Annotated in this window: 24 protein-coding genes; 12 read left to right on the top strand and 12 right to left on the bottom strand. The window is 65.2% G+C overall.

Annotated features, from left to right (window positions below; all coding sequences use genetic code 11):
- The first annotated feature begins 104 nt into the window (after nucleotides 1-104).
- Complete coding sequence (locus ABS45_RS10720) at nucleotides 105-569, top strand: hypothetical protein (RefSeq protein ID WP_291555528.1); 465 nt, start codon at nucleotides 105-107, stop codon at nucleotides 567-569.
- Between the two features lie 115 nt (nucleotides 570-684).
- Here ABS45_RS10720 and rpsT read toward each other — a convergent pair whose 3' ends face one another.
- The gene (gene rpsT / locus ABS45_RS10715) at nucleotides 685-984 is read right to left on the bottom strand and encodes a 30S ribosomal protein S20 (protein ID WP_291555527.1); all 300 of its coding nucleotides are present in this window, start codon (nucleotides 982-984) and stop codon (nucleotides 685-687) included.
- Nucleotides 985-1089: 105 nt separating this feature from the next.
- Between rpsT and murJ the strand changes: the two genes are divergently transcribed.
- Together murJ and ABS45_RS10705 are read left to right on the top strand one after the other, a co-directional pair.
- On the top strand, nucleotides 1090-2658 hold the full coding sequence (gene murJ, locus ABS45_RS10710) for a murein biosynthesis integral membrane protein MurJ (protein ID WP_291555526.1): 1569 nt from the start codon (nucleotides 1090-1092) through the stop codon (nucleotides 2656-2658).
- Nucleotides 2655-3521, top strand: coding sequence for a tetratricopeptide repeat protein (locus ABS45_RS10705; RefSeq protein WP_291555525.1), 867 nt, complete (start codon nucleotides 2655-2657; stop codon nucleotides 3519-3521). The genes murJ and ABS45_RS10705 overlap by 4 nt, the downstream gene beginning before the upstream one ends.
- A 21-nt stretch (nucleotides 3522-3542) precedes the next feature.
- On the opposite strand, the gene ABS45_RS10700 is transcribed toward ABS45_RS10705, so the two are convergent.
- The 3 genes from ABS45_RS10700 to purM form a co-directional block, all read right to left on the bottom strand.
- Complete coding sequence (locus tag ABS45_RS10700) at nucleotides 3543-3935, bottom strand: universal stress protein (RefSeq protein ID WP_291555524.1); 393 nt, start codon at nucleotides 3933-3935, stop codon at nucleotides 3543-3545.
- Nucleotides 3936-4019: 84 nt separating this feature from the next.
- Entirely contained in the window at nucleotides 4020-4982 is a 963-nt protein-coding gene (locus ABS45_RS10695) for an AI-2E family transporter (protein WP_291555530.1), read from the bottom strand.
- Between the two features lie 71 nt (nucleotides 4983-5053).
- Complete coding sequence (gene purM, locus ABS45_RS10690; RefSeq protein WP_291555523.1) at nucleotides 5054-6100, bottom strand: phosphoribosylformylglycinamidine cyclo-ligase; 1047 nt, start codon at nucleotides 6098-6100, stop codon at nucleotides 5054-5056.
- Nucleotides 6101-6268: 168 nt separating this feature from the next.
- On the opposite strand from purM, the gene hda reads away from it, so the two are divergent.
- Genes hda through folK form a run of 4 tightly spaced genes read left to right on the top strand, consistent with a single transcriptional unit; the run spans nucleotide 6269 to nucleotide 9697 of the window.
- Nucleotides 6269-6976 carry a DnaA regulatory inactivator Hda gene (gene hda / locus ABS45_RS10685; RefSeq protein WP_291555522.1) on the top strand — a complete coding sequence of 236 codons (708 nt, stop codon included), beginning with the start codon at nucleotides 6269-6271 and terminating at the stop codon, nucleotides 6974-6976.
- Nucleotides 6973-7683: an HAD family hydrolase gene (locus tag ABS45_RS10680; protein WP_291555521.1), complete on the top strand. Its 711-nt coding sequence runs from the start codon at nucleotides 6973-6975 to the stop codon at nucleotides 7681-7683. Before hda ends, ABS45_RS10680 begins: the two co-directional genes overlap by 4 nt.
- Nucleotides 7680-9215, top strand: coding sequence for a polynucleotide adenylyltransferase PcnB (gene pcnB / locus ABS45_RS10675; protein WP_291555520.1), 1536 nt, complete (start codon nucleotides 7680-7682; stop codon nucleotides 9213-9215). The genes ABS45_RS10680 and pcnB overlap by 4 nt, the downstream gene beginning before the upstream one ends.
- On the top strand, nucleotides 9212-9697 hold the full coding sequence (folK, locus tag ABS45_RS10670; protein ID WP_291555519.1) for a 2-amino-4-hydroxy-6-hydroxymethyldihydropteridine diphosphokinase: 486 nt from the start codon (nucleotides 9212-9214) through the stop codon (nucleotides 9695-9697). Before pcnB ends, folK begins: the two co-directional genes overlap by 4 nt.
- Nucleotides 9698-9706: 9 nt before the next feature.
- Here the strand turns inward: folK and ABS45_RS10665 are convergent, their stop codons facing one another.
- Complete coding sequence (locus ABS45_RS10665) at nucleotides 9707-10759, bottom strand: CDP-6-deoxy-delta-3,4-glucoseen reductase (protein ID WP_291555518.1); 1053 nt, start codon at nucleotides 10757-10759, stop codon at nucleotides 9707-9709.
- A 45-nt stretch (nucleotides 10760-10804) separates the two neighbouring features.
- Here ABS45_RS10665 and ABS45_RS10660 point away from each other — a divergent pair, with 45 nt between their 5' ends.
- Complete coding sequence (locus tag ABS45_RS10660) at nucleotides 10805-11737, top strand: NAD-dependent epimerase/dehydratase family protein (RefSeq protein ID WP_291555517.1); 933 nt, start codon at nucleotides 10805-10807, stop codon at nucleotides 11735-11737.
- Here ABS45_RS10660 and ABS45_RS10655 read toward each other — a convergent pair.
- The 3 genes from ABS45_RS10655 to ABS45_RS10645 form a co-directional block, all read right to left on the bottom strand.
- A complete protein-coding gene (locus ABS45_RS10655; RefSeq protein ID WP_291555516.1) occupies nucleotides 11725-12378 on the bottom strand; it encodes a DUF4124 domain-containing protein in 654 nt (217 codons plus the stop codon). The genes ABS45_RS10660 and ABS45_RS10655 overlap by 13 nt on opposite strands.
- Nucleotides 12379-13015: 637 nt before the next feature.
- The gene (locus ABS45_RS10650; RefSeq protein WP_291555515.1) at nucleotides 13016-14257 is read right to left on the bottom strand and encodes a CaiB/BaiF CoA-transferase family protein; all 1242 of its coding nucleotides are present in this window, start codon (nucleotides 14255-14257) and stop codon (nucleotides 13016-13018) included.
- Between the two features lie 28 nt (nucleotides 14258-14285).
- On the bottom strand, nucleotides 14286-14558 hold the full coding sequence (locus ABS45_RS10645) for a CDGSH iron-sulfur domain-containing protein (RefSeq protein ID WP_291555514.1): 273 nt from the start codon (nucleotides 14556-14558) through the stop codon (nucleotides 14286-14288).
- Between the two features lie 132 nt (nucleotides 14559-14690).
- Between ABS45_RS10645 and ABS45_RS10640 the strand changes: the two genes are divergently transcribed.
- Nucleotides 14691-15350 (top strand): thiopurine S-methyltransferase, encoded by a 660-nt coding sequence (locus tag ABS45_RS10640; protein WP_291555513.1) that lies wholly within the window; start codon nucleotides 14691-14693, stop codon nucleotides 15348-15350.
- 3 nt (nucleotides 15351-15353) lie between these two features.
- On the top strand, nucleotides 15354-15932 hold the full coding sequence (locus ABS45_RS10635) for a hypothetical protein (RefSeq protein WP_291555512.1): 579 nt from the start codon (nucleotides 15354-15356) through the stop codon (nucleotides 15930-15932).
- 27 nt (nucleotides 15933-15959) lie between these two features.
- Here the strand turns inward: ABS45_RS10635 and argA are convergent, their stop codons facing one another.
- A complete protein-coding gene (argA, locus tag ABS45_RS10630; protein WP_291555511.1) occupies nucleotides 15960-17306 on the bottom strand; it encodes an amino-acid N-acetyltransferase in 1347 nt (448 codons plus the stop codon).
- A 67-nt stretch (nucleotides 17307-17373) separates the two neighbouring features.
- A complete protein-coding gene (locus tag ABS45_RS10625) occupies nucleotides 17374-18339 on the bottom strand; it encodes a magnesium and cobalt transport protein CorA (protein WP_291555510.1) in 966 nt (321 codons plus the stop codon).
- 109 nt (nucleotides 18340-18448) lie between these two features.
- On the opposite strand from ABS45_RS10625, the gene hrpA reads away from it, so the two are divergent.
- Nucleotides 18449-22534: an ATP-dependent RNA helicase HrpA gene (gene hrpA / locus ABS45_RS10620; protein WP_291555529.1), complete on the top strand. Its 4086-nt coding sequence runs from the start codon at nucleotides 18449-18451 to the stop codon at nucleotides 22532-22534.
- Between the two features lie 17 nt (nucleotides 22535-22551).
- On the opposite strand, the gene ABS45_RS10615 is transcribed toward hrpA, so the two are convergent.
- Both ABS45_RS10615 and lexA read right to left on the bottom strand, forming a co-directional pair.
- Nucleotides 22552-22785 (bottom strand): hypothetical protein, encoded by a 234-nt coding sequence (locus ABS45_RS10615; RefSeq protein ID WP_291555509.1) that lies wholly within the window; start codon nucleotides 22783-22785, stop codon nucleotides 22552-22554.
- A gap of 131 nt (nucleotides 22786-22916) precedes the next feature.
- A complete protein-coding gene (gene lexA, locus ABS45_RS10610) occupies nucleotides 22917-23591 on the bottom strand; it encodes a transcriptional repressor LexA (RefSeq protein WP_291555508.1) in 675 nt (224 codons plus the stop codon).
- A 98-nt stretch (nucleotides 23592-23689) separates the two neighbouring features.
- On the opposite strand from lexA, the gene ABS45_RS10605 reads away from it, so the two are divergent.
- Nucleotides 23690-24637, top strand: coding sequence for an asparaginase (locus tag ABS45_RS10605; RefSeq protein ID WP_291555507.1), 948 nt, complete (start codon nucleotides 23690-23692; stop codon nucleotides 24635-24637).
- The last annotated feature ends 11 nt before the right edge of the window (nucleotides 24638-24648 follow it).

The following is a 24648-nucleotide window of genomic DNA, read 5'->3' as shown; positions in this document are numbered from 1 at the left end:
ATACTGCACCGACTCGGCTGCCCGCTGTGGCACGCTGAGTAGCGTGTATCTCAGCCGGTCCGGGCTGGGGTCTTACACCACGGGATGGGACACGACCTGCGGAGATGGTGCTGGAACCTGTGCAATACCCGGCCGCACGTCCATTCACTGCCCGGCGTCTGGAGTTGACGGGCTGGAGTCGCCCGGGCCGCCAGGGCGCCGGATTGTCACTGGGCGTCTGGGCAAGCGATCGTGCGCCATTGCCAGTGGGTGCGACCGACAGGTTTGGCCTTTGGGTACCGCAAATCGGCGCCCACTGGCGCATGCCGCTTGCGAGTCGCCTGCAGTTGCAGGTCTCCGGCTGGATGCCTCTGCAAGAGTACGGCGCCGCGCACAACCGCTGGCCGCTGAGAAACCCCGATGTCGCCTATGCCGCCCGCCTGGAGGTGCAATGGAGTTCGCCGCGCTGGGGCGGGTTGATCCCGGAATATGGTGCGATTGGTGTGCAGCTGCAGGGCAGTTCCTCGGGGCGGCTGCTGCTGCGCGCGCGCCACGGTGGGCCGATGATCTACTACCGAGCCAAGTTTTGAAGTGCTGACTCACAAGAAATGAAAAAACCGCCCGAAGGCGGTTTTTCTTTCTTTCGACAGCGCACCCGTTACAAACGGCAGGCAGCGAACTGCCCGTGCGTGCAACCTGAAAGGTTCAGGCTGCGGTGACCAAGGCCTTGACCTTGGCGGACAGGCGGCTCTTGTCGCGCGCTGCCTTGTTCTTGTGGAAGATGCCTTTGTCAGCGATCGAATCGATGACCGATTGCGCCTTGGCAAAGGCTTCAGTTGCCTTGGCCTTGTCGCCCGTGAGAACAGCCTTTTCGACGTTCTTCACGAAGGTGCGGTAGCGCGAGCGCAGCGACGTGTTGGCGGCGTTGAGCTTGACGTTTTGACGTGCGCGCTTGCGACCGGAGGCAAGGCGCGGGTTTTTCTTGACTGGCTTTGCAGAGGCCATGAATGAATTCCTTGTGTGTCTGTGGATGATGTCGAAAGAACCAGCGATTGTAATTCATCCTTGATGCTTGCGAAAGTGCTGCTGCGCGCGCATACACTCGCTTCGGTGTCTTTGATCCAATCTGCTTCCACGGTTTCGCTGTTGACGCTGGCGTCGCGTGTGACCGGGCTTGCGCGTGATTTGCTGATGGCTGCCGTCTTTGGCGCCAACAGCTTCACCGATGCCTTCAACGTCGCTTTTCGCATTCCCAATCTCTTTCGTCGTCTGTTTGCCGAGGGCGCGTTCAGCCAGGCCTTTGTGCCGGTGCTGGCGGCGCACCGGCAGGCGCATGGCGAGGCGGACACGCACCGCCTGATCGACGCCGTCGCGACGGCGCTTTTTTCTGCGCTGGTCCTGACCTGCATCCTGGGCATGCTGGGGGCGCCGCTGTTGGTCTGGGCACTGGCCAGCGGGCTGCGCCAGGAACCCAGCGGTTTTGAGGCAGCCATTTTCATGACGCGCTGGATGTTTCCCTACATCGCGTTCATGTCGCTGGTGGCACTGGCTGCCGGCATCCTCAACACATGGAGGCATTTTGCCGTTCCCGCCCTTACGCCAGTGCTGCTGAACCTGTGCATGATCGCCGCGGCCTGGTGGGGGGCGCCGTTGCTTGCCGCTGGCGGCATAGAGCCCATTTTCGCCATGGTTGGCGGGGTCATGGCAGGTGGCGCGCTGCAACTGGCGGTTCAGTTCCCTGCGTTGCAAAGGCTGCGTCTGTTGCCGCGTATTGCACTCGGGTGGCGCCATGTTCGTTCGGCCTGGACCGATCCCGGGGTGCGGCGCATCCTGTCCTTGATGGCTCCGGCTGTTTTGGGGGTAGGGGTGGCGCAGTTGTCGTTGATGATCAACACGCAGATTGCTTCCTATCTGGCGCCAGGCAGCGTGACCTGGCTGTTTTATGCCGATCGGCTCATGGAGTTTCCGACGGCGCTGCTCGGGGTGGCGCTTGGAGTCGTGCTGACACCGCAATTGGCGGGCGCCCTCGCGGGCGGCGACCAGGCGCGCTATTCATCGATGCTGGACTGGGGCTTGCGCATGGTGGTGTTGCTGGCAGTGCCCTGCGCCGTCGGCCTGCTGGCGTTTGCGCGCCCGCTGGTAGCCACGCTGTTTCATTACGGTGCGCTGCACGACAGCGATGTCCTGCGCATCGCGGCTGCACTCATGGGCTATGGGGTGGGGTTGCTGGGGCTGGTGGCGGTCAAGGTGCTGGCGCCGGGCTACTATGCAAGCCAGGACATGCGCACGCCGGTGCGCATCGCCATGGTGGTGCTGGTGATCACGCAGCTGTTGAATGTGCTGCTGGTCCCTTGGCTGGCGCATGCGGGGCTTGCACTTTCGATAGCGCTGGGGGCGCTGGTGAATGCCGGATGGCTGTTGATCGGCTTGCGGCGCAAGGGCAGTTACAAACCGAACCCGGGCTGGGGCGTATTCTTGACACGTGTGGCTGCAGCGGCAGGTGCACTGGCCCTGTGGCTGGTCTGGGGCGCGCGGCATTTTGATTGGCTGGCGCTGAGTGCGAGGCCGCTGGAGCGTGTCGGGCTGCTGGCGCTGCTGCTGGCGGGTTCGGCACTGGTGTATTTTGGCGTGTTGGCCGTGTCGGGTTTGAAATGGGCGCAACTGGCGCATCGCGGATGAAATGGACTGCACTGACCCCTTTGGAATACTTTGCATCGCTGGTGCATGGTGACACCATGCCGCTGCTGGAGACGGTGGCGAGCCTGGCGCAGGATGCAGAGCCGCAGCTGGATCTGCAGGCGCTGGTCACCGAGGTGGACAGGCTGTTGCACAAGCTCAAACAGCGTCTGCCAGCGGATGCCGGTGCGCTCACCCGGCTGCGCATGCTGCACCACTATTTCTACAAGGAACTTGGGTTTGGCGGCAACCGCAACGATTATTACGCCGCGCGCAACAGCTATCTGCACGAGGTGCTGCGCACCCGCATGGGCATACCGGTGTCACTGGCGGTGCTGTGGCTGGAGTTGGCGCGCGGCATCCAGTTGCGTGCCGATGGCATCTCGTTTCCAGGCCATTTTCTCCTGAAAGTACGGCTGCCGGATGGCTATGTGGTGATTGATCCCATGAACGGGCAATCGCTTTCGCCCGACGAGATCGGGGAGCGGCTGGAACCGATGCGCGAGCGCCTGGGTGCGCCATCGGATGAAGAGCTCCCGCTGGCGCTGTACCTGCAGGCGGCTTCGTCTCAGGATATCGTCGGCCGCATGCTGCGCAACCTCAAGGAAATCCATCGTTCCAACGAGGAATGGAGCCGGCTGATTGCGGTGCAGGATCGCATGCTGGTGCTCTACCCGCAAGGGTGGAGCGAATGGCGCGATCGCGGCTACGCCCACGCCCAAGTCGGCAATATCGCCCTGGCGATGCAGGATCTGCAAGCCTATCTGGCGCATGCAGGCCAAGCGGGCGACGTCGACGATGTCGCGCGGCTGGTCGACCAGTTGCGCGGCGCCTCCGATGCCGACGCAGAGCGCCGGCCCGACTAGAGAGTTAGAGAGTAACGGGGCTCAGTCGGCCTTGACCGCCAGCACGGGGCAGGGGACGTTGAGCAGGATGTCCTGCGCCATGCTGCCCAGCAGCAGCTTGCCGACGGGATTGCGCTTGCGCAAGCCGATCACGAGCACCGTGACCTGCAGGGTCTGCACCATCTCTTCGATTTCCTCGATCGCGCTGTTGCCGCGCACGAAAACCTTGAACTCCGCCTTGATCGGCAAGGTCGTCAGACGCTCTTCGACGCGCTCGACCTCGTAGCCGGTGACGACGTTCGGGTCGTCCGAGCGACCGCCTGGGCCAGCGTTGACGACCACCAGCTGCTCGTTGTTCTTGGTGGCGATTTCAATGCCTTTGTCCAGGGCGGCCTGGCCTTCGGGGCGGGGAACATAGGCGACGAGAACGGTCATGGTGATACCTGCATATTTGTAGTGGAAAGCAACGCTGATTATGCAAGAAGCCACGGATTTCAGCGCAACTGCGCCGGTGCTGGTTTACACCAGTTGCGCAGCCTCGAGCTCCTTCTTGGCATAAGCATAAAAGAGCGGCGCGGCCACCAGCCCGGTCGGGCCGAAGATGGATTCGGCCACGAACAGCACCGTGAGCAGCTCCCAGACGCGGATGTGCGTTTGCTGGCCGACCACTTTGGCGTTGATCAGGTATTCCGCCTTGTGGATCAGGATCAGGAAGCCTAGACAGGCAATGGCCGCGAGCGGCGACACCGACAGCCCCACCAGCGTGATGACGGCATTGCACAGCAGATTGCCGACGATGGGGATCAGTCCACCGACGAATGTCAGCGTGATGAGCAAGGCGGCGTAGGGCAGCTTCAGGTCCCACAGCGGCAGCACCAGCAACAGGAAAACGGCGGTGAGCGTGGTGTTGAACGCCGCGATCCAGAACTGCGCCGTGACGATCTGGCGAAATGCCTCGCCCATGCGGGTGGCGCGCAGCATCAGCTGCTGCACCAACGGCCCGCGGGTCTTTGTCTCATGGGGCAGGGCGGCCAGGGCACCCACGATCAGGCCGACATAGGCATACAACAGCCCACCCAGCCAGGCCCGGCCCGCCAGGGCCAGTGCGCCGGCCTTGGCGCCCAGGTAGCCGGCCAGCACACGCTGAACCTCGGCAGCGCCTTCGGGCAGTTGCGTGGCGATCTCGGGCGGCAGCTTGTCGCGCAGCTCCAGCACCGTGCGGGCGAGAAAATCCAGCAACTCGCGGTACTGCTGGGGCGCGCCGATGATGTAGGAGCGCGAATGCGAGAGCGCCAGCGCCAGCAGCAGCAAGGGCGCCAGCATCACCAGTGCGGCAGCCAGGTTGTGCACCGCAAACGGCAACCGCTGCTGCGCCCAGCGCAGGCGCTGATTCATCCAGCGGGTCAGCAAAAAGGCGACACAGGCGCTGAGCATGCCCGCCAGCAGGCCGTAATGCATCACGCTCAGCAATGCGCCAGCCATCAGGAAGTGGCTGGCAGCAGCCACCGCAGGTGCGCTGTGTGGCGCGATCGGGCTGGTCACGGGGGAGGCAATCAGGCGATGCTGACGGCAGCACGGCCGGCGCCACGCGGCGCGACCGTGCCTATGGTGTAGACCGTTTCGCCCAGCGCCTGCAGGGCAGCGGCGGCCGCGGGCGCCGCCTGCGGCGACAGGATGGCCACCATGCCGATGCCGTTGTTGAACGTGCGGTTCATTTCCACATCGTCAATGCCGGCCGTGCGTTGCAGCCACGCAAAAAGCTCGGTTTGCGGCCAGCTGCCTGCCCGTAGTTGCACGCTCAGGTGCTGCGGCAGCACGCGCGGGATGTTCTCCAGCAGGCCCCCGCCGGTGATGTGTGCCAGGGCCTTGATCGGATGCTGTGCGAGAACGCCGAGCACGCTTTTGACATACAGCCGTGTGGGTTCCATGATGGCCTGCTGAAAAGGCGTGCCGTCAAGCTGCGTGGGGACGTTGGTACCTGCCCGCTCCAGGCACTTGCGCACCAGGCTGAAGCCGTTGGAGTGCACGCCGCTGGATGCCAGGCCGAGCACGGTATCGCCCGCCTGAACGCTGCTGCCATCAAGGATTTTTGATTTTTCGACCGCGCCCACGGCAAATCCGGCGAGGTCGTATTCGCCATCGGGATACATGCCGGGCATTTCGGCGGTTTCCCCGCCGATCAGGGCGCAGCCGGAAAGCTCGCAGCCCCTGGCGATGCCGCCCACTACGGCGGCGGCGGTGTCCACGTCCAGTTTGCCGCAGGCGAAGTAGTCGAGGAAGAACAGCGGCTCGGCACCTTGCACCAGCACGTCGTTGACGCTCATGGCCACCAGGTCTATGCCCACGGTGTCGTGCATGTTCCATTCGAACGCCAGCTTGAGCTTGGTGCCCACGCCATCGGTGCCGGCGACCAGCACCGGCTCCTTGTAGCGCTTGGGTACCTCAAACAGCGCGCCAAAGCCACCGATGCCATTGATCACGCCTTCGCGCAGCGTCTTGCGGGCGAGGGGCTTGATACGCTCCACCAGCGCGTCGCCCGCATCGATGTCGACGCCGGCGTCTTTGTAGGAAATAGGGGCTTGCGCTGCTGGGGAACTCATGGGCGGTGCGCGCACGTGGCGGCCGGGTGGTTGCAAGGGCAGGCGACGATTCTAGGGCAACGTAAAATCGATCCATCCGGCTTTCGCTTGCGTCATTGCAGGAAAACGCCGCGTCTTACCTTTCTTCATGCACACCCTCTTGTCCTCCAACGCCGCCCGGTTCGCGCCATGAAACAGTTGGCTCTCGATATCGGGCTGCCCGCCGGTCCCACGCTGGTCAATTTTCTTGCCAATCGCAACGGTCAGGCGCTGCAATGCCTGCAGGAAGGGCTGCGCCGCGAGGGCCGGGCGCAAGCGCCGGTGTACCTGTGGGGCAGCCAGGGTTGCGGCAAGTCGCATTTGTTGCGGGCCACGGTGCTGGCGTTGCAGCAGCAGGGCGCCAGAGTGGGTTGGATGGATGCGGAGTCCGGCAGCCCCGGAGCGTTTGACGACGGCTGGGATGCCGTCGCCATGGACGATGTGCAGCGGTATGACGCAACCCTGCAGCAAGCGGCGTTCAACTGGTTTGTGAATGCCACCCACCCGCAGGCCGGCAGCGCACGCTGGGTGCTGGCTGCAGGGGCCTTGCCGCCGGCGGATCTGCCGTTGCGCGACGATCTGCGCAGCCGCCTGGGCTGGGGACAGGTCTTTCAGCTTCAGCCTTTGGACGAGGCGGGGTGCCGCCAGGTGCTGCGCCAGCAGGCCAGCGAACGTGGTATCGCCTTGCCCGATGAGGTGCTGGATTACATGCTGGCGCGTTTTGCCCGGGACATGGGGAGTCTGGCCCAGATGCTGCAGGCGCTGGACCAGTTTGCCCTGCAAGCGCAGCGGGCGGTCACCATTCCGCTGGTTCGCGCCATGCTGAATGAAGCGCTTGACGTGGCGGAGCTTGCATGACGCAGGGTGAAGGGCGCGGCGCGCCAACGCGCTTGGCCTTGTTTGATCTGGACCATACGCTGCTGCCGCTCGATTCCGACTACGAATGGGGCGAATTCACGATCCGTCAGGGCTGGTGCGATCGCGACGATTTCGGGCGGCGCAACGCGGCATTTTTTGCCGATTACCAGCGTGGTAGCCTGGACGTGCACGACTACGTGCGTTTTGCCACCCAGGCGTTGCGCGCACAGGGAGCCGAGGCGGCACATGCCGCGCACGCACGCTTCATGCATGAAGTTATCGGGCCCGCGATACGCCCCCAGGCACTGGCCCTGCTGCAAAAGCACCGCGATGCGGGCGATTTGATGGTCATCATCACAGCCACCAATGAATTCGTCACGACGCCCATAGCGCAAGCGTTGGGTATTTCCAATTTGATAGCAATTGAACTGCAGCGGGACGCCAGCGGCTGGATCACGGGCGAGATCCGCGGCGTGCCCTCGATGCGCGAAGGCAAGGTCGTGCGCCTGCGCCAGTGGCTCGCGCAGCGCGGCCTGACGCTGGAACATTGCGAATCCACCTTCTACAGCGACTCGATGAACGATCTGCCGCTGCTGCAGCAGGTCGACCACCCCATAGCCACCAATCCTGGCGACGAGTTGCGTGCCCTGGCGCATGCGCGCGGCTGGCCCGTGCTGGACCTGTTTGCCGAACCCTCCATTCCATGATCAAGACCTTCATCGACAAATTGCTCGGCAAGCGTGCCGGCAGCAAAAATCCTTTCGGCAAGCGTCAGGAAGTGCCCGAGAGCGTGCACCACATCGATCCGGCGCTGGTGGACAAGCGTGCGGCAGAGGTGGTGCGCACGCTCAAGCAGGCGGGCTTTGAGGCCTACATCGTCGGCGGCGCGGTGCGCGATCTGCTGCTGGGCCTCAAACCCAAGGATTTCGATGTTGCGACCAATGCCACGCCGGAGCAGGTCAAGGGTCTGTTTCGGCGTGCTTTCATCATCGGGCGGCGCTTTCGCATCGTGCATGTGGTGCATGGCCGCGGGCGCGAGCATGAGGTGATCGAGGTGTCGACGTTTCGTGCCTACCTCGACAACGCGGCGGCAGAGCAGGTGCAAGGCAACGAAAAAACCGGCAAGGCCGAACTTGCCGGCTTGCGCCATGCGGTCGATGCCAGTGGCCGCGTGCTGCGCGACAACGTCTGGGGGCCGCAGGAAGAAGACGCAGCGCGGCGCGACTTCACCGTCAATGCGCTGTACTATGACCCCGAAACGCAAATCGTGGTGGATTACCACAAGGGCATAGAGGATGCGAACAAGCGCCTGCTGCGCATGATCGGCGATCCGGCGACACGCTTTCACGAAGACCCGGTACGCATCATCCGCGCTGCGCGCTTTGCCGCCAAACTGGGGGCACGCGGCTTCACGCTGGAGCCACGCTCCGCCAAGCCGCTGGTGGCCTGCGAGCCGCTGCTGCGCGACATTCCGCAAAGCCGGTTGTTCGACGAGATGCTCAAGCTGCTGCAGACCGGGCATGCGCTGGCGTCGGTAGAGCAGCTGCGCAAGTTGGGGTTGGAGCGCGGTATCTACCCGCTGCTGGACGTGGTGGTGGAGCGCGCCGAGCTGCCGCTGGTGCATGCCGTGCTGCTCGATACCGACCGGCGCGTGGGCGAGGGCAAGGCGGTGGCGCCGAGCTTTCTGCTCTCCTGCGTGCTCTGGCCCGATGTGAAGGCGGGCTGGGAGCGCCACCAGGCCCGGGGCGAGCATGCCTTTCCGGCACTGCAGGCGGCGATCGACGAGGTGTTTGCCCAGCGTATCGGCGACATCTCGGGCCGTGGCAAGCTGGCCGCCGACATGCGCGAAATCTGGGTCATGCAACCGCGCTTCGAGAAGCGCTCGGGCCAGAGCGCGCTGAGCATGGTGGCGCATATCCGCTTTCGCGCCGGCTTTGACTTTCTGCGCCTGCGCGCCGACAGCGGGGAAGTGCCGGAGGAGCTGGTGGCCTGGTGGCAGCAGTTTTCGATGGCCGACGATGCGCGCCGCCAGGACATGCTGGACCAGGTGCGCGACGAACAACGCCAGCGCCAGCGTGCGCAGTCGCGCCGATCGGCCCCAGTGGCGCCTGCCGCCCAAGAAGGGGCTTCGGCGGCGCCCGAAGGCACCGACGGCGCGCTGCATGCGGCGCCGAAGAAGCGCCGGCGCCGTCGCCGCAAGCCGGCGGCAGACGGCGGTGGTGAGGCTGCGCCCGAGTGAACGCCTTCGTTGGCCTGGGTGCCAATCTGGGCGATGCGCAGGCAAGCCTGCGCACTGCAGTGCAGACCATGGCACAGTGGCCGCACACTCGGGTGCTGGCGGTTTCCTCGCTGTACGCCAGCGCGCCTGTGGGGGCACAGGGGCCGGACTACCTCAATGCGGTCGTCAAATTGGATACGAAATTGCTCCCTGGCGCTTTGTTGGCGGCGCTGCAAGCTATAGAAAACGAAGCGGGGCGGGAGCGACCCTACCGCAACGCGCCGCGCACGCTGGACCTGGATTTGCTGCTGCAGGGCGATTTGGAGCTCGATGATGCGCAGCTGACGCTGCCGCACCCGCGCATGTGGCAGCGTGCGTTTGTGTTGCTGCCGCTGCGCGAGCTGGCGCCTGAGCGGGTGAGCGCGGCGCAACTGGCCGCGGTGCAGGATCAGCGCATCCGCTGCGTACAGCCTGGGGATGCCTGGGCGGGTGGCGGCGGGTAGCCGCGCACATCATGCGGAGTGCTTGTCGGCCTCGGTCAGGAAGGCATCGGCAAAAAACGCATCCTCCGGCAAGCCGCGCAGGGCAGTGAAATCCGCACGGGCGGCATTCACCACCACCGGCGCGCCGCAGGCATAGACCTCGTAGCTTGAGAGATCCGCCAGATCGTCGAGCACGGCCTGGTGCACGAACCCGGTGCGACCACTCCAGCCATCTTCGGGCAGTGCGTCGGAGACCACCGGCACGTAGCGCAGCGTGGGCAGTTGCGCCAGGCGCTCACGCACCCAGGCATCCATGTACAGATCCCGCGGCCGGCGCCCGCCCCAGTACAGCGTGGCCGCTCGCGTGCTGCCCAGGTGCTGCAGGTGCTCGATCAGCGCCTTGACGGGGGCAAAACCCGTACCCGAGGCCAGCAGGACGATGGGCTTGTCGCTGGCTTCGCGCAGGTAGAAGCTGCCGAACGGGCCTTCAACGCGCAGGATGTCTTTCTCCTTCATGCTGGCGAAGACCTGCTCGGTGAAGAGCCCGCCCGGGGTGTGGCGAATGTGCAGCTCCAGCCCGCGCTGCGTCGCCTGCGTGTGCGGTGCGTTGGCCATCGAATAGGAGCGGCGCGAGCCGTCCTTGAGCAGCACATCGACATACTGCCCGGCACGGTAGCCGAAGGCGTCACCCGCGGGCAACATCATCTGCGCCATGATCACGTCGGGCGCCGGGCGTTCCAGGTGCAGCACGCGCACCGGGAACTTGCGGATGGGGTAGCTCGCTTCGCTGCTGACCTGGTCGGATTCGATCACCACATCGCTCTGCGGCCATGCGCTGCAGGCGAGGATGATGCCCTGGGCTTCTTCCTGCGCGTTCAGCGCATCGTCCAGATGCTCGCGCAGACGCACCTCACCCTCGAGCTTGCGGCATTTGCACGAGCCGCAGGCGCCATCACGGCAGCCATAGGGCATGCCGATCCCCTGGCGGATGGCTGCGGCCAGAATGGTCTCGCCGGGCTCGACCGCGAAGCTGCGGCCGCTGGGCTGGACGGTGACTTTGAACGAACTGTCGGAACCGGACATGGGCTGGGTATGCTCCTGCATGCGTGAAACGGACGAACGCTGATTGTGCCTTCCAACCTTTATCCCCTGGGCGCGCTGCCGGCGCGCTTTCGCCGTCAGCGCGTGCTCATCGTCGGCTGCGGCGACGTGGGACTGCGCACTGCCAAGGTGATGGGGCGCAACGTCCGCCTGCTGGCATTGACTTCTTCGCCTGACCGAATCGCCCGGCTGCGCGCTGCAGGGATTACGCCTTTGCGCGGCAATCTGGATGAGGCAGCCACACTGGCGCGCCTGGCCGGGTTGACCACGCGGGTATTGCATCTGGCACCGCCACCATCCACCGGCGAGACGGATCCACGCAGCCAGGCGCTGGTTCGGGCGCTGGCACGGCGCAGTCTGCCGCAAGCGCTGGTGTACATCTCGACCACGGGCGTGTATGGCGATTGCGGCGGTGCCTGGGTGGCTGAAACCCGGATGCCGGCGCCGGCATCCGAGCGTGCACGCCGGCGCGTGGATGCCGAAGCCACGCTGCGTGCACTGGGGCGACAGGGCGTGCGCGTGGGCGTGCTGCGCGTTCCCGGCATCTACGCGGCGGACCGCCCGGGTGGCGCGCCGCGCGAGCGGTTGCTGCGCGGCACGCGGCTGCTGCGTGCCGAAGATGATGTGTACGTGAGCCATATCCACGCCGACGACCTGGCGCGCGCCTGCGTGCTGGCCTTGTGGCGCGCGCTACCGCAGCGCATTTGCCATGTGGCGGACGAGAGCAGCCTGCGCATGGGTGACTATTTCGATCTGGCCGCTGATGTGTACGGCTTGCCGCGCTTGCCGCGTATTTCGCGTGCCCAGGCCCAGCGAGAACTCACACCAGCGATGCTGGGTTTTCTGGGTGAGTCGCGGCGCCTGCTGACAGCGCGCATGCGGCGGGAACTGCGCCTCAAGCTGCGCTTTGCGACGGTGCGCGAAGGTCTGGCGGCCAGCGTGGCGGATCAGCGCGGATAGGCGTTGCCTTGCCTGTCGAAGCAGCGAAAGACGTTGCACTGCACCATTTCGGGCCTGGGCTTGGGCTGGATGTTGTGCGGGGGATGGGGGCGAGGAGGCGGCAGCACGACGACGGGCGGGATGAAGCCGGGGTTTTGGTAGACCGGGCGCTGCTCGCGGTCGCGCTGCAGGCGGGCGTTTTCTTCCGGTGTGAGACAGGCCAGTTCCTCGTTGCGCTGGGCGTTGTAGATGCGGGTGTTGGTGTCGTAGAGCGACGGATCACGCGCCTGCGCCGCCTTCAGTGCCTGGCGGGCCTGTGCGCACTCGGCAGACTGGGCCGGATCCGGCGGGTGCTGCCGGTCAGCGTCTTGCCGCGGTTTTTCCACCGGGGCCGGAACGGCTTGCGCTGCCTCCAGTGCACGCCGCTCCTGCTTCAGGCGCATGGCCTCCTGTGCCTGATCGCGTTCGCGCTGAATGTCTTCAGGGCTCTGGCGCGGCGCCACTTCCTTGCGTGCCTGCCCTGCCGCGCAGTCGCCATCGGTGTAGGTGATTTTTCCCGTCACCGGGTCGCTGCAGCGCGTGACCTGGGCTGCGGCCGATCCGGCCCACAGGCTGGCAGCCAGCAGCAAGGCAGTGCAGTGGATGGTGCGACGGTCAGGCATGAAAATGGTGGTTCAAAAAAGGTGGTTCAACGGTGGCCGCGCCAGCGCCCGCCGCCGGCGTCTCCGGGGGCGCCACGCTCGCGCCCACCGGGTGGTGAACGGTCCATGCGCGACGCAGAGCCCCTATCCAGCGCCTGCGGTCTTCGCCTGTTGTCGGGCCCAAACTGCCCGTGGCGCCCATCGGGTTCACCTGCAATGGGAGGGCGCTGGTGGTCGTGCGGGCGAGGGTGCGCGTGGTTGCCGGGGCGGTCCTGGAGCCAGGGTGGCGGGTGCCGGTCAACGGGGCGCCGGCCCGAGTCGCGCCAGCCGTGCCGATGGCGTGCGGGCCCGGAATCGATCCAGACCTGGCCGCCGAGAAAAACAGGCGGTGCGCCATAGAGATAAGCGGGATCCGCCGGGCCTACATAAGGCGCAGAGGGATACGCCGGGCCGTCGTAGCCGTAGGGGTCCGCCACGGGAACCGCGCAGCCCGTCAGCAGCAGTGCGACGGCAAGGACGCCACCCCACATCAGTGAATGACGGGTGGATAGCGTAAAAAATGCGTGCATAGGCCTGAGACGTCTCTTGAGCGGAGGTGGTTGACCGGATCGCGTCCTTTTACCCGTTCTTTACTTCCTGTGCGAGCGGGGCATTTCGGTCACACGCAACCGCTGGCTCGCAGGGTTTCGATTTCGCGTTCCGACAAGCCCCACTCGCGCAGCACTTCGTCGGTATGCTGTCCCAGCGCGGGCGGTGCGCCGTGGTAGCGGATCGGCGTCCTGGACAGCCGCAGCGGGCTGGCGACCGTATCAATTTGCGCTATGCCGTCGCCTGCATCCCGTGGCAGCTCGACGCGCAGACCGCGGGCGCGCACCTGCGGGTCGTCAAACGCTTGCGCAATGGTGTTGATCGGGCCGCAAGGCACGGCTTTGTCGTGCAGCAAGGCGATCCATTCGGCGCTGCTGCGCTCGCGCAGCACCGGTTGCATCAGCGCCAGCAGCGCGCTGCGGTGGTGCACGCGGGCGGTGTTGGTGGCAAAGCGCTCATCAAGGGCCCATTCGGGTCGGTCGATCACGCCGCAGAAGCGGCTGAATTGCCCGTCGTTGCCAATGGCCAGCAACACCTGGCCGTCACGCGTGGCGAAGTTTTGGTAGGGCGCGAGGCTGGGATGGCTGTTGCCGGCGCGCATCGGGCTGTCGCCAGTGGCCAGAAAGCCGGCCGCCTGGTTGGCGAGTACGGCCATGCCCACGTCCAGCAGCGCCGTGTCTATGTATTGCCCCTCGCCCGTGTGCGCGCGCGCATGCAGTGCGGCAAGAATGGCGTTGCTGGCATACAGGCCGGTGAAGATGTCGATGACGGCCACGCCTACCCTGAGCGGGCCGCCACCGGGTTCGCCATCGGCATGGCCGGTGACGCTCATCAGACCGCTCAGCGCCTGGACCATGAGGTCGTAACCTGCGCGCTCTGCATAGGGACCACTCTGCCCGAAGCCGGTGACCGAGCAATAGATGAGCCGCGGGTTGGCGGCCTTCAGGCTGTCGTAGTCCAGCCCGTAGCGCGCCAGGCCTCCTACCTTGAAGTTTTCGACCACCACGTCGACCTCGGCCGCAATGCGCCGCAGCAGCGCCTGGCCTTCGGGGCGGGACATGTCCAGCGTGACCGAGCGCTTGTTGCGGTTGCACGCCGTGAAGTAGCTGGCCTGGGAGGTCGCTGCGCCGTCGGCCGTCTGCAGAAAGGGCGGGCCCCAGTGACGCGTGTCATCGCCGCTGCCGGGGCGCTCGATCTTGACGACGTCGGCGCCCAGGTCGGCCAGGATCTGCGTGCACCAAGGGCCGGCGAGAACGCGCGACAGATCCAGCACCTTGATGCCGGCCAGCGCCGTGTCACGGGGCTGTTGCATGGCTGTGGAGATGTGGCCGCTGCCGGATTTACAGCGTGAACTCCTTGCCCACCATGTCTGCCGGAACCCGCTTGTGCGTGCCATCGCAATTGGGTGCGTTGTGCGTCTGTTTGCAGCGGCACAACCAGGCGTCGCCGGTTTTTTCGGCGGTGAAGGCCAGTGGCGTGATGTCGGTGGTGCGGTGCGAGCCGTCGCAAAAGGGCTGGCGCTTGGACAGACCACAGCGGCACCAGTGGTAGGTCTTGCCTGCCTCCAGTTCGACTTTGATGGGGGTATTGGCTGCGACGACGGGTTTGCTCATGGGTGTCTCCACTGACAAATGTTGAAACGGTTGGCATCTTGCCAAGTTTTTCGGCTGGCGTCAGCGCCGACTGTCAATTCCGAGTGCCATGCGCTCATTACACTGTCCCCACTGAGTCGTCGGGGATGGTGCATGGAGCATGGATTCTGGCTGGAACGCTGGCGCGAAGGGCGCACCGGCTTTCATCAGCCGCAGGTCTCAACGCTGCTGAAGAGGCATTGGCCGCAATTGGGCCTGGCACATGGCAGCAAGGTGTTTGTGCCGCTGGCGGGCAAGTCGCTGGACATGGTGTGGCTTGCCGAGCAGGGCCATGCGGTGCTGGGCGTGGAACTCTCGCCGGTGGCGGTGCAGCAGTTTTTTGCCGAGCATGGCTGGCAGCCGCGATGCCATGAAAGCCGCCATGGCAGGCACTACAGCGCCGGCGCCATTGAACTCATCTGCGGCGATGCCTTCGGCCTGGATGCTGCCGTACTCCAGGATTGCGCAGCGGTGTACGACCGGGCTGCGCTGATCGCGCTGCCGCCGACGATGCGCGCGGGCTATGCGCAAGGGTTGATGGACCGCCTGCCCGCCGGCTGCCGCGGCTTGCTGCTGACGCTGGAGTACGCACAGAACGAAATGGATGGCCCGCCCTTTGCCGTGCTGGAGTCCGAAGTGCGCGAACGCTATGCGGGCCGCTGGGACGTCGCGCTGCGCGAACGGCTGGATATCCTCGCGCAGGAGCCGGGTTTTGCTGCGCGCGGGGTCACGCACATGGCAACGGCGGTTTACGGTTTGCAACGCTTGGGATGAACCATGGCAATCACACTGAGCCCTGTCAGGGCTTTTGGCGTTTTGGCGCTAGTGCTGGCCGGTTGCGCCAGCACCACCGCCAGTTTGACGGCGCCGCAAGAGCTGACGGCTGCGGACGGCAGCAAGCAGGTGAGCTCTGCGACGGCGGCGCTGGTGTGCGGTCAGCCGCGCTGCCCGCAACTGACGGCGCGCTGGAGCAGTCTGCGTGCCGGCGTGGCGATGCTGACCATAGGCGTGCCTTATCAGACATCCACCATCACGAGGGCGGAGTTTCACTTTGGCAGCAACCAGGTAATACGGCTGATGCTGCCCTCCGCGGAGCAGCCCGCGCCGGGCAACGACCCAGCCACCACGTTTGACGCGCCGCTGTCGCTGATCCATGCCATGGCCTACAGCGCCAATGGCTGGGTCAAGGTCGTCATGGCGAACGGCGCGATGGTGCAGGAAACGCTGCGCGATGGTGAGGTGAAGAGCCAGGCGGTGGACGCCATGCGCGAATTTTTGCGTGCGGTGGATACGGCCACCGGCAAGCCGGCCGATGAACGCGGCAGTGGCGGCGGGTTGTTCGATCTGTTCAAGTGAGCCGGGCAGGAACGCGCGCGAGCGCCCTTACAAGCGCTTGACCAGCACCTGGCTCTTGCGGTCCCAGTTGTACTTGCGCTTGCGCGCTTCCGGCAGCCAATCGGGTTCAACCGGGGAAAACCCGCGCTTCAGAAACCAGTGCACGGTGCGTGTGGTGAGTACGAAAATGCTGGCCAAGCCCATGTCGCGTGCACGCTGCTCTATGCGCTTGAGCAGCTTTTCGCCATCGCCCGTGCCCTGGCTGTCGGTCGATACGGTGAGCGCCGCCATTTCGGCGGTTTTCTGCTCGGGGTAGGGGTAGAGCGCGGCGCAGCCGAAGATCACCCCGTCGTGCTCGATCACCAGGTAGCTCGTGATGTCGCGTTCGATCTCGGTGCGATTGCGTTTGACCAGCGTGCCATCGCGCTCGAACGGCTCGATCAGCTGGATGATGCCGCCCACGTCGTCTATCGTCGCCTCGCGCAGCTCCTCGAGTTTTTCGTCGATCACCATCGTGCCTATGCCGTCGTGCACGTAAATTTCCAGCAGCAGCGAGCCATCCACGCCGAACGGCAGGATATGGCTGCGCTCCACACCATGCTCGCAGGCCTGTACGCAGCGCTGCAGATAGAACGCCGGGTCGGTGGGTTGCGATGGCTCGGGCAGATCGGCCAGCATGCGCCGAGCCGTGGCCAGGGTGATTTCGGTGTCTATCGGGTTGTCCTCGGCCTCGGGTTCCAGTGGCTTTTCGCGCACGCCGGGGATCTCGGTCAAAAACAGCAGCTTGTCGGCCTGCATTTCGCTAGCCACGCGTGTGGCGACTTCTTCCATGCTGAGGTTGAAGGCCTCGCCTGTGGGCGAAAAACCGAAGGGTGAGATCAGCACCAGCGCCTGCGAGTCGAGTGCGCGCTGTATGCCTTCCACGTCCACTTTGCGCACCTTGCCGGTGTGCTGAAAGTCCACACCATCCACGATCCCGAGCGGCTGTGCGGTCAGGAAGTTGCCCGAAATCACGCGCACGCGCGCGTCGGCCATGGGGGTGTTGGGCAGGCCCTGGCTGAAGGCGGCTTCAATCTCGTAGCGCAGCTGCCCGGCCGCTTCCTGCGCGCAGTCGAGCGCGACCGGGTCGGTGACGCGCACGCCCTTGTGGTGGCGGGGGGTGTGGCCCTTCAGGCGCAACTGCTCGCTCACCTGCGGGCGAAAGCCGTGTACCAGCACGATCTTCACGCTCATCGCCTGGATCAGCGCGAGGTCCTGAACGATGCTTTGCAGCTTGCCCGCCGCCACCGCCTCGCCGGTGAGGCCGACAACGAAGGTCTGGTGGCGAAATTTGTGGATGTAGGGCGCAACCGAGCGAAACCACGGCACGAAGGTGAAATTGAAGACGGTGGACATGGGGCCGAAAGAGCAGCGGTCTGTGGGATGCGGGCCAAAGCGGCAAATTGTGCATCAGGCGTGAGCTTCACAGCCAGCCAACCCGCTTGAAGCGCCAATACAGGAGGGCGGCGGCGCTGGCAATCAGCCCCAGTGCCATCGGATAGCCCCAGGCCCATTTCAACTCGGGCATGCGCTCGAAGTTCATGCCCCAGATGCCGGCCATCGCGGTCGATACCGCGAAGATCGCCGCCCAGGCCGCGAGGCGTTTGGTAGTTTCCGATTCCTCGATCGCCACCATCGCCAGGTTCACCTGGATCGCGGTGCCTATGGTCTCGCGCATCGCTTCAATTGCGGCGTTGATGCGCGTGAGGTGGTCTTGCACGTCGCGAAAGTACTCTTGCAGCCTGGCGCAGGGCGCGGGCACTCTGCCGCCGTGCAGCTTGCCCACGGCGTCCGAGAGCGGTGCGACGGCGTGGCGCATGTGCGCGACGTGGCGCTTGAGCTCGTACAGACGCTGGATTTTCTGGTGCGCCGAGCCGCGCTCGAAGATGGTGTCTTCAATGGCTTCGAGTTCGGTTTCCAGCGCGTCGAGCAGCGGGAAGTAGCGATCGACCACCGCGTCCATCAGCGCGTACAGCACAAAGCCCGCACCCTGGCGCAGGTGTTCGGGCTCGTTCTCGCAGCGCGCGCGCACGCCAAGAAAATCGCGCGGGTTCTGGTTGCGCACCGAGACGACGAAATTGGGGCCGACGAACACCGCGAGTTCCCCCCAGACGGTTTCACGGTGCTCGACCAGCGGCAGCTTCATCACGACGAACAGCGTCTGGCCGTACTCCTCGATTTTGGGGCGCTGATGGCCGTGGCTGGCGTCTTCCACGGCCAGTTCGTGCAGGCCGAATTCATGCTGGACCGCGCGCAGTTCTTCGTCTGTTGCATCGCGCAGCGCCACCCAGACGAAACAGCCGGGGCGCAGCAGCCACTGGTCGATGTCTTCGACGGGGATGTCGGAGAGCTTGCGCCCTTCTTCGTAGGCGACGCAGTTGATGAGCATGCGGGGTGACTCTCGGGGGTGGCGCGGGGTTGGCATCTTCCCACAGCGGGGGGCGCGGGTGCAGGCGCGTGCGGGCCTTGGGATAATTGCCGCCCCCATGCCAATGCCCTTGCCATTTCAGATCGGCTTCCCCGAATCCCTTCCCGTCTCCGCGCGCCGCGATGAAATCATGGCCGCCATGGACAAACACCAGGTCATCATCGTCTGCGGCGAGACCGGCTCGGGCAAGACCACGCAGCTGCCAAAAATAGCCCTGGCACTGGGCCGGGGCCGCTGCAATGCGCCAGAGGGTGAACGCGGGCGGCTGATCGGCCACACCCAACCTCGGCGCATTGCGGCTTCCAGCGTCGCCAAGCGTATCGCCGAAGAACTCAAGACCCCGCTGGGCGAGGTGGTGGGCTACAAGGTGCGCTTTGCCGACACGCTGCAAAAGGGCGCATCGGTCAAGTTGATGACCGATGGCATTTTGCTGGCCGAGACGCAGACCGATCCGCTGCTCAAGGCCTACGACACCCTCATCATCGACGAGGCGCATGAGCGCAGCCTGAACATCGACTTTCTGCTGGGCTATCTGCGCCAAATATTGCCGCAGCGCCCGGACCTGAAGGTCGTCGTAACCTCGGCCACCATCGACGCCGAGCGCTTTGCCAAGCACTTTGAAAGCAAGGCCGGCCCGGCGCCGGTCATCATGGTGTCCGGGCGCACCTACCCGGTCGAGATGCGTTGGCGGCCGTTCGAGGAGAAGAAGGACTTCGACCTCAACGACGCGATTGCCGACGGTGTCGATGAGCTGTGGCAAGGCGGCGCGGGCGGCGACATCCTGATCTTTCTGCCCGGCGAGCGCGAGATCCGCGAGGCCGCCGACCATTTACGCAAGCACCTGCAGCACTCGCCCGTGCTCAGAAGCGCCGAGGTGCTGCCGCTGTTCTCGCGCCTGTCGCAGGCCGAGCAGGATCGGATTTTTGACAGCCACAGCCACCGCCGCATCGTGCTGGCGACCAACGTGGCAGAGACTTCGCTCACGGTTCCTGGCATCAAATACGTTGTTGACGCAGGTACGGCGCGCGTCAAACGCTATTCTTTTAGAAGCAAAGTGGAGCAACTGCTGGTCGAGCCCATCAGCCAGGCAGCCGCCAACCAGCGCGCCGGGCGCTGCGGGCGCGTGGCCAACGGCATCTGCATCCGCCTGTACGACGAGGCGGATTTCAACCAGCGCGACCGCTTTACCGACCCCGAAATCCTGCGTTCTTCGCTCGCCGGCGTCATCCTGCGCATGAAGAGCCTGGGCCTGGGCGACGTGGTGAACTTTCCGTTTCTGGAGGCGCCCTCGGGCCGGGCAATTGCCGACGGCTACCAGCTGTTGCAAGAGCTGGGCGCGGTGGACGAGCGCGGCAGTCTGCTGCCCATGGGCAAGGAGCTGTCGCGCCTGCCGCTGGACCCGCGCGTGGGCCGCATGATTCTGGAGGCGCGCGCGCGCGGCGCGCTGGCCGAGGTGCTGGTGATTGCCTCGGCCCTGTCGGTGCAAGACGTGCGCGACCGGCCGCTGGAGGCGCAGGCCCAGGCCGACCAGGTGCACGCCAAGTTCGACGACGAGAAGAGCGAGTTCTCTGGCTATGTGCGGCTGTGGAACTGGCTCGACGACGCGCGCGGCGGTAAGGTAGTGGCAAGCAGTCGGCGTGAGATGGCGGCGCAGCACTCTGTCGCAGCCAAGGCGCGCAACCAGGCGTTTTTGCCGGTGGCGCAGCGGGGCACGGGGGCGGCGCAGCCCTCTCCCCAGCCCTCTCCCAGAGGGAGAGGGAGTGAAAACCAGGGCGCAGGGAATTCTCTCCCTCTCCCTCCTGCGGGAGAGGGCAGGGGTGAGGGTGCATCCGACACCCACAAGCTCAGCAACCGCCAGTGGGAGCAACTGCTACGCCAGAACTACCTCAACATCCGCCGCGTGCGCGAGTGGCGCGACATCCATTCGCAGCTGCTGACCGTGGTGCGCGAGCACCAGTGGCAGCTCAACGCCCAGCCGGCGGGCTACGAGGCGGTGCACCTGTCCATGCTCTCGGGCCTCTTGGGCAACATCGGCTTCAAAGGCGAGGAGAGCGAGGCCTACCTGGGCGCGCATGGCATCAAGTTCCACCCGCACCCGGGTGCGCACCTGTCCAAGAAGCCAGGGCGCTGGATCGTCGCCGCCGAGCAGGTGGAGACATCGCGCCTGTATGGCCGGGGCATTGCCGCCATCGAACCGCAGTGGCTCGAAGAAGTGGGCGCACATCTGCTCAGAAAGCAGCTGCTGGACCCGCATTGGAGCAAGAAGCAGGCTGATGTGGTGGCCTACGAGCGCGCCACGCTCTACGGCCTGGTGGTCTACAACCAGCGCGGCGTGAGCTATGGCCGCATCGACCCGATCGAGGCGCGCCAGATGTTCATCCGCCGCGCCCTGGTCGAGGGCGAGTGGGACAGCCCCTGGCCCTTTCTGGCAGCGAACCACAAGACGGTGCGCAAGGTCGAGGACCTGGAGCACAAGAGCCGTCGGCAAGACGTGCTGGTGGACGACGAGCTGATCTACGCCTTCTACGACCAGGCGATTCCCGAGGGCATCTACAGCGGCGCGACCTTCGACAAGTGGTTTCGCCAGGCCAGCAAGGGCCAGCCCGAGCTGCTGCGCCTGTCCAAAGACGAGCTGATGCGCCACGAGGCCGCGGGCATCACCACCGACAAATTCCCCAAGACCGTCAAGTTGGGCGGTGTCGATTGCACGGCCAGCTACCTGCACAGCCCGAGCGATGCACGCGACGGCCTCACCGTGACCGTGCCGCTGTTCGTGCTCAACCAGGTCAGCGAGGAGCGCGCCGAATGGCTGGTGCCGGGCATGCTCAAGGACAAGATCCAGGCGCTCCTGAAAAGCCTGCCACAGCGCCCGCGCAGCCGCTTTGTGCCGCTGCCCGAACACGCCGAGCGCCTGGCGCAGCTGTTCTTGCAGGGCGAGCGCTGGCAGCAGGGCGGGCTGATCGATGTGCTCTTGAAGCAGGCGCGCGATGAAACGTCCCTGGACATCAAGCGCGCCGACTTCAAGCTCGACATGCTCAGCGCGCACCTGTTCATGAACCTGCGCGTAACCGACGAGCATGGCCGCCAGCTGGGGCAAAGCCGCACCCTGGGCGCCCTGAAAGCAGAATGGGGCGGTAAGGCGCGCGGGGCGTTTCAGGCGCTGGCGGAGTTGAAGCTGGCGTCTCCTGCTTCTTCTCCCTCCCCCACTGGGGGAGGGCAGGGTGGGGGCAAACCTGGCGCAGCGCCTGTTGCCAGCCGCCCCCACCCCAACCCTCCCCCAGGGGTGGAGGGAGTGAAAACCGAGGCCGGGCAGCGCTACACCAGCTGGAGCTTTGGCGAGCTGCCCGAGCTGATGGAGCTGAAAAAAGGCGGCCATACGCTGATCGGCTTTCCGGCGCTGATCGACCAGGGCGATGCCGTGACCATCGAGGTCTTTGACGAGCCCGAGCTGGCCGCAGCCAAGCACCGTCTGGGCCTGCGCCGCCTGTGTGCGCTGCAGATCAAGGACGCGCTCAAATACCTGGAAAAAAACATTCCGGATCTGCAAAAAATGGCCGTGGCCTATATGCCGCTGGGTACGCAGGAGGAGCTGCGCGCGCAGATCATCGACGTGGCCATGGACCGCGCCTTTGTGCAGGAGCCGCTGCCGCAGGACGAGGCGCAGTTCAAGCAGCGTGTGCAGGACGGGCGCGCCCGTCTGACCTTGATCGCCAACGAGGTAGCGCGCCTGGCCGGCGTGATCCTGGCGGAATACGCCGCCGCCCAGCGCAAGATAAAAGACAGCAAAAATGCTATAGAAGCCACGCAGGACACGGGCAAGCAGCTACAAAATTTGATGCCTAAAAATTTTATTGCTGCTGCCCCCTGGGCGCAGCTGCAGCACTTTGCGCGCTACTTGAAGGCCATCGTCGTGCGCCTGGACAAAGTCCGCGCCGACCCGGCGCGTGACGCCGCCAAGATGAAAGAGTTGCAGCCCTTGGAGCAGCGCTTCACGCGCCTGCTGGCCGAGCGCAAGGGCCAGCAGGACGTGCGCATGCAGGAATACCGCTGGATGCTGCAGGAGCTGCGCGTGAGCCTGTTCGCGCAGGAGCTGAAAACCCCATACCCGGTCAGTGGCAAGCGCCTGGACAAGGTCTGGGCGCAATTAACCACCTGACTATCGCCCGATCACCATCACGCCAATGCAAGCCGGTTGAGTTCCGCACAGACATCGGCCATGCGGCCGGAGGCAACCAGTCTGCACGATCCATCGGCAGCACGATTGACGATCAGGCGCAGCGACGGGCGGGTGGCGGCACTGGCGCGATCGTTGCGCGGCTGGTGCCGCTGCGCCAAGGGTCGCAGCGCGATGATGTTGCCTTCGGCGGGCGTGGGGAAGAGCGGAAGCGGGCGCTGGGCAGACTGCATGTGAAACTCCATTGGGTAAGAACACAGGCAGGATTGCCATTGAAAACCTCGCCTCAGGGTTGGCATGCGGGAATGCGTGCGCACCCCTCGCCATGCCAGACGCCCGCCACCTGCGGCGCGGACTGCCATGCCTACATCAGCATGGTGTTGCGGATCAGGCCCACGGCCAGGCCTTCAATTTCAAACGGTTCACCGGGATGCACCTGGATGACCGGGTAGTCGGGGTTTTCAGGCAACAGTTCAATCTGGCCGCCACTACGACGCAAGCGTTTGACGGTGACTTCGTCTCCCAGCCGCGCGACGATGATCTGGCCGTTGCGGGCATCGTGGGTGGCTTTGACGGCGAGCAGGTCGCCGTCCATGATGCCGGCGTCGCGCATGGACATGCCGCGCACCTTGAGCAGGTAATCCGGCTTGTGGGCAAACAGGGTACTTTCGATGGTGTAGCTCTGGTCGACATGTTCCTGCGCCAGAATCGGCGAGCCGGCAGCGACGCGGCCTATGAGCGGCAGAGTGAGCTGCGCCAGGCTGGGGATGGGCAGACTGAACTGCAGGCCGCGCTGGGTGTTGATCTCGCGCAGAGCGCTGCTGCGCAGACGGATGCCGCGGGAGGTACCGCTGACGAGCTCGATCACGCCCTTGCGCGCCAAGGCCTTGAGATGTTCTTCGGCCGCATTGGCAGATTTGAAGCCCAGCTCCTGCGCTATTTCGGCGCGCGTGGGCGGCGCACCGGTTTGCGCCACGGCCCGTTCGATGAGTTCGAGGATCTGCTGCTGGCGGCTGGTGAGCTTGGGCTGGTCAGGCATGAGATGCTCCGGTAGATTGGCAGGGCGATGGCGAAATGCACAACTGTCGTTTAATCCAGTAACTGTATTTTCAATCAGTTTTGAAAAAGGCGCAACCCATGGGCAGAAAAATCGTGATTCTGGGTACCGGCGGCACGATTGCCGGCACCGGGCCGGTGGGTGGCAACAGCTACACGGCAGCGCAGCTGAGCGCGGAGCAACTTGTTGGCAGTATTCCCGCGCTCATGCAGGCCGCGGGTGGCGAACTGCAGGTAGAGGAGGTGGCGCGCATCGATAGCAAGGACATGACGCATGCGGTGTGGCAGCAGTTGGCGCAGCGCTGCCTGGCGCACCTGGCCGACGACACGGTGGGAGGCATCGTCATCACCCACGGCACGGACACGCTGGAAGAAACCGCCTGGCTGCTGCATGAGGTGTTGCCGGCCGACAAGCCGGTGGTGCTTGCCTGCGCGATGCGCCCGGCAACCGCACTCTGCCCCGACGGGCCGCAGAACCTGCTGGATGCCGTGGACGTGGCGGCGCACCCGCAGGCCTGTGGCGTGCTGGCGGTGGTGGCGGGCAGCATCCATGGCGCACGTGAAGTGGCCAAGGTGCACCCGCAACGCCTGGACGCGTTTGCCTCGCTCGATGGCGGGCCACTTGGCTGGGTACAGGCTGGGGACGTACGTTGGGCGCATGCAGCGCCTCCCCGGCCTGCGGCGCCGCGTCATGGCGAATTGCTGCTGGCGCCCGCTTTCATGGCGCCGGAATGGCCCCGGGTGGAGATCGTGCTCAGTCACGCGGGCAGCGACGGCATGCTGATCGACGCTCTGGTGGCCGGCGGCGTTCACGGCATCGTGGTAGCCGCCACGGGCAATGGCACGCTGCATGAGCGCCTGCAGGCGGCGCTGCGGCGTGCGATCGCCGCGGGGGTGGCGGTGCGCATTGCATCACGCTGTGGTGAGGGCTGCATCAGCCCCATCACCGATCAAGCCTGGAAGGATGCGGGCGGATTGAGCCCGGTGAAGGCTCGCATCCGCCTGATGCTGGAGCTGATGCAGCCATGAAAAAGCCCCGC

Origin of the sequence: Comamonas sp. SCN 65-56, from assembly GCF_001724135.1 — a bacterium.
Lineage (GTDB): Bacteria > Pseudomonadota > Gammaproteobacteria > Burkholderiales > Burkholderiaceae_C > Comamonas_C.
This window is presented reverse-complemented; position numbering and strand designations above follow the sequence as displayed.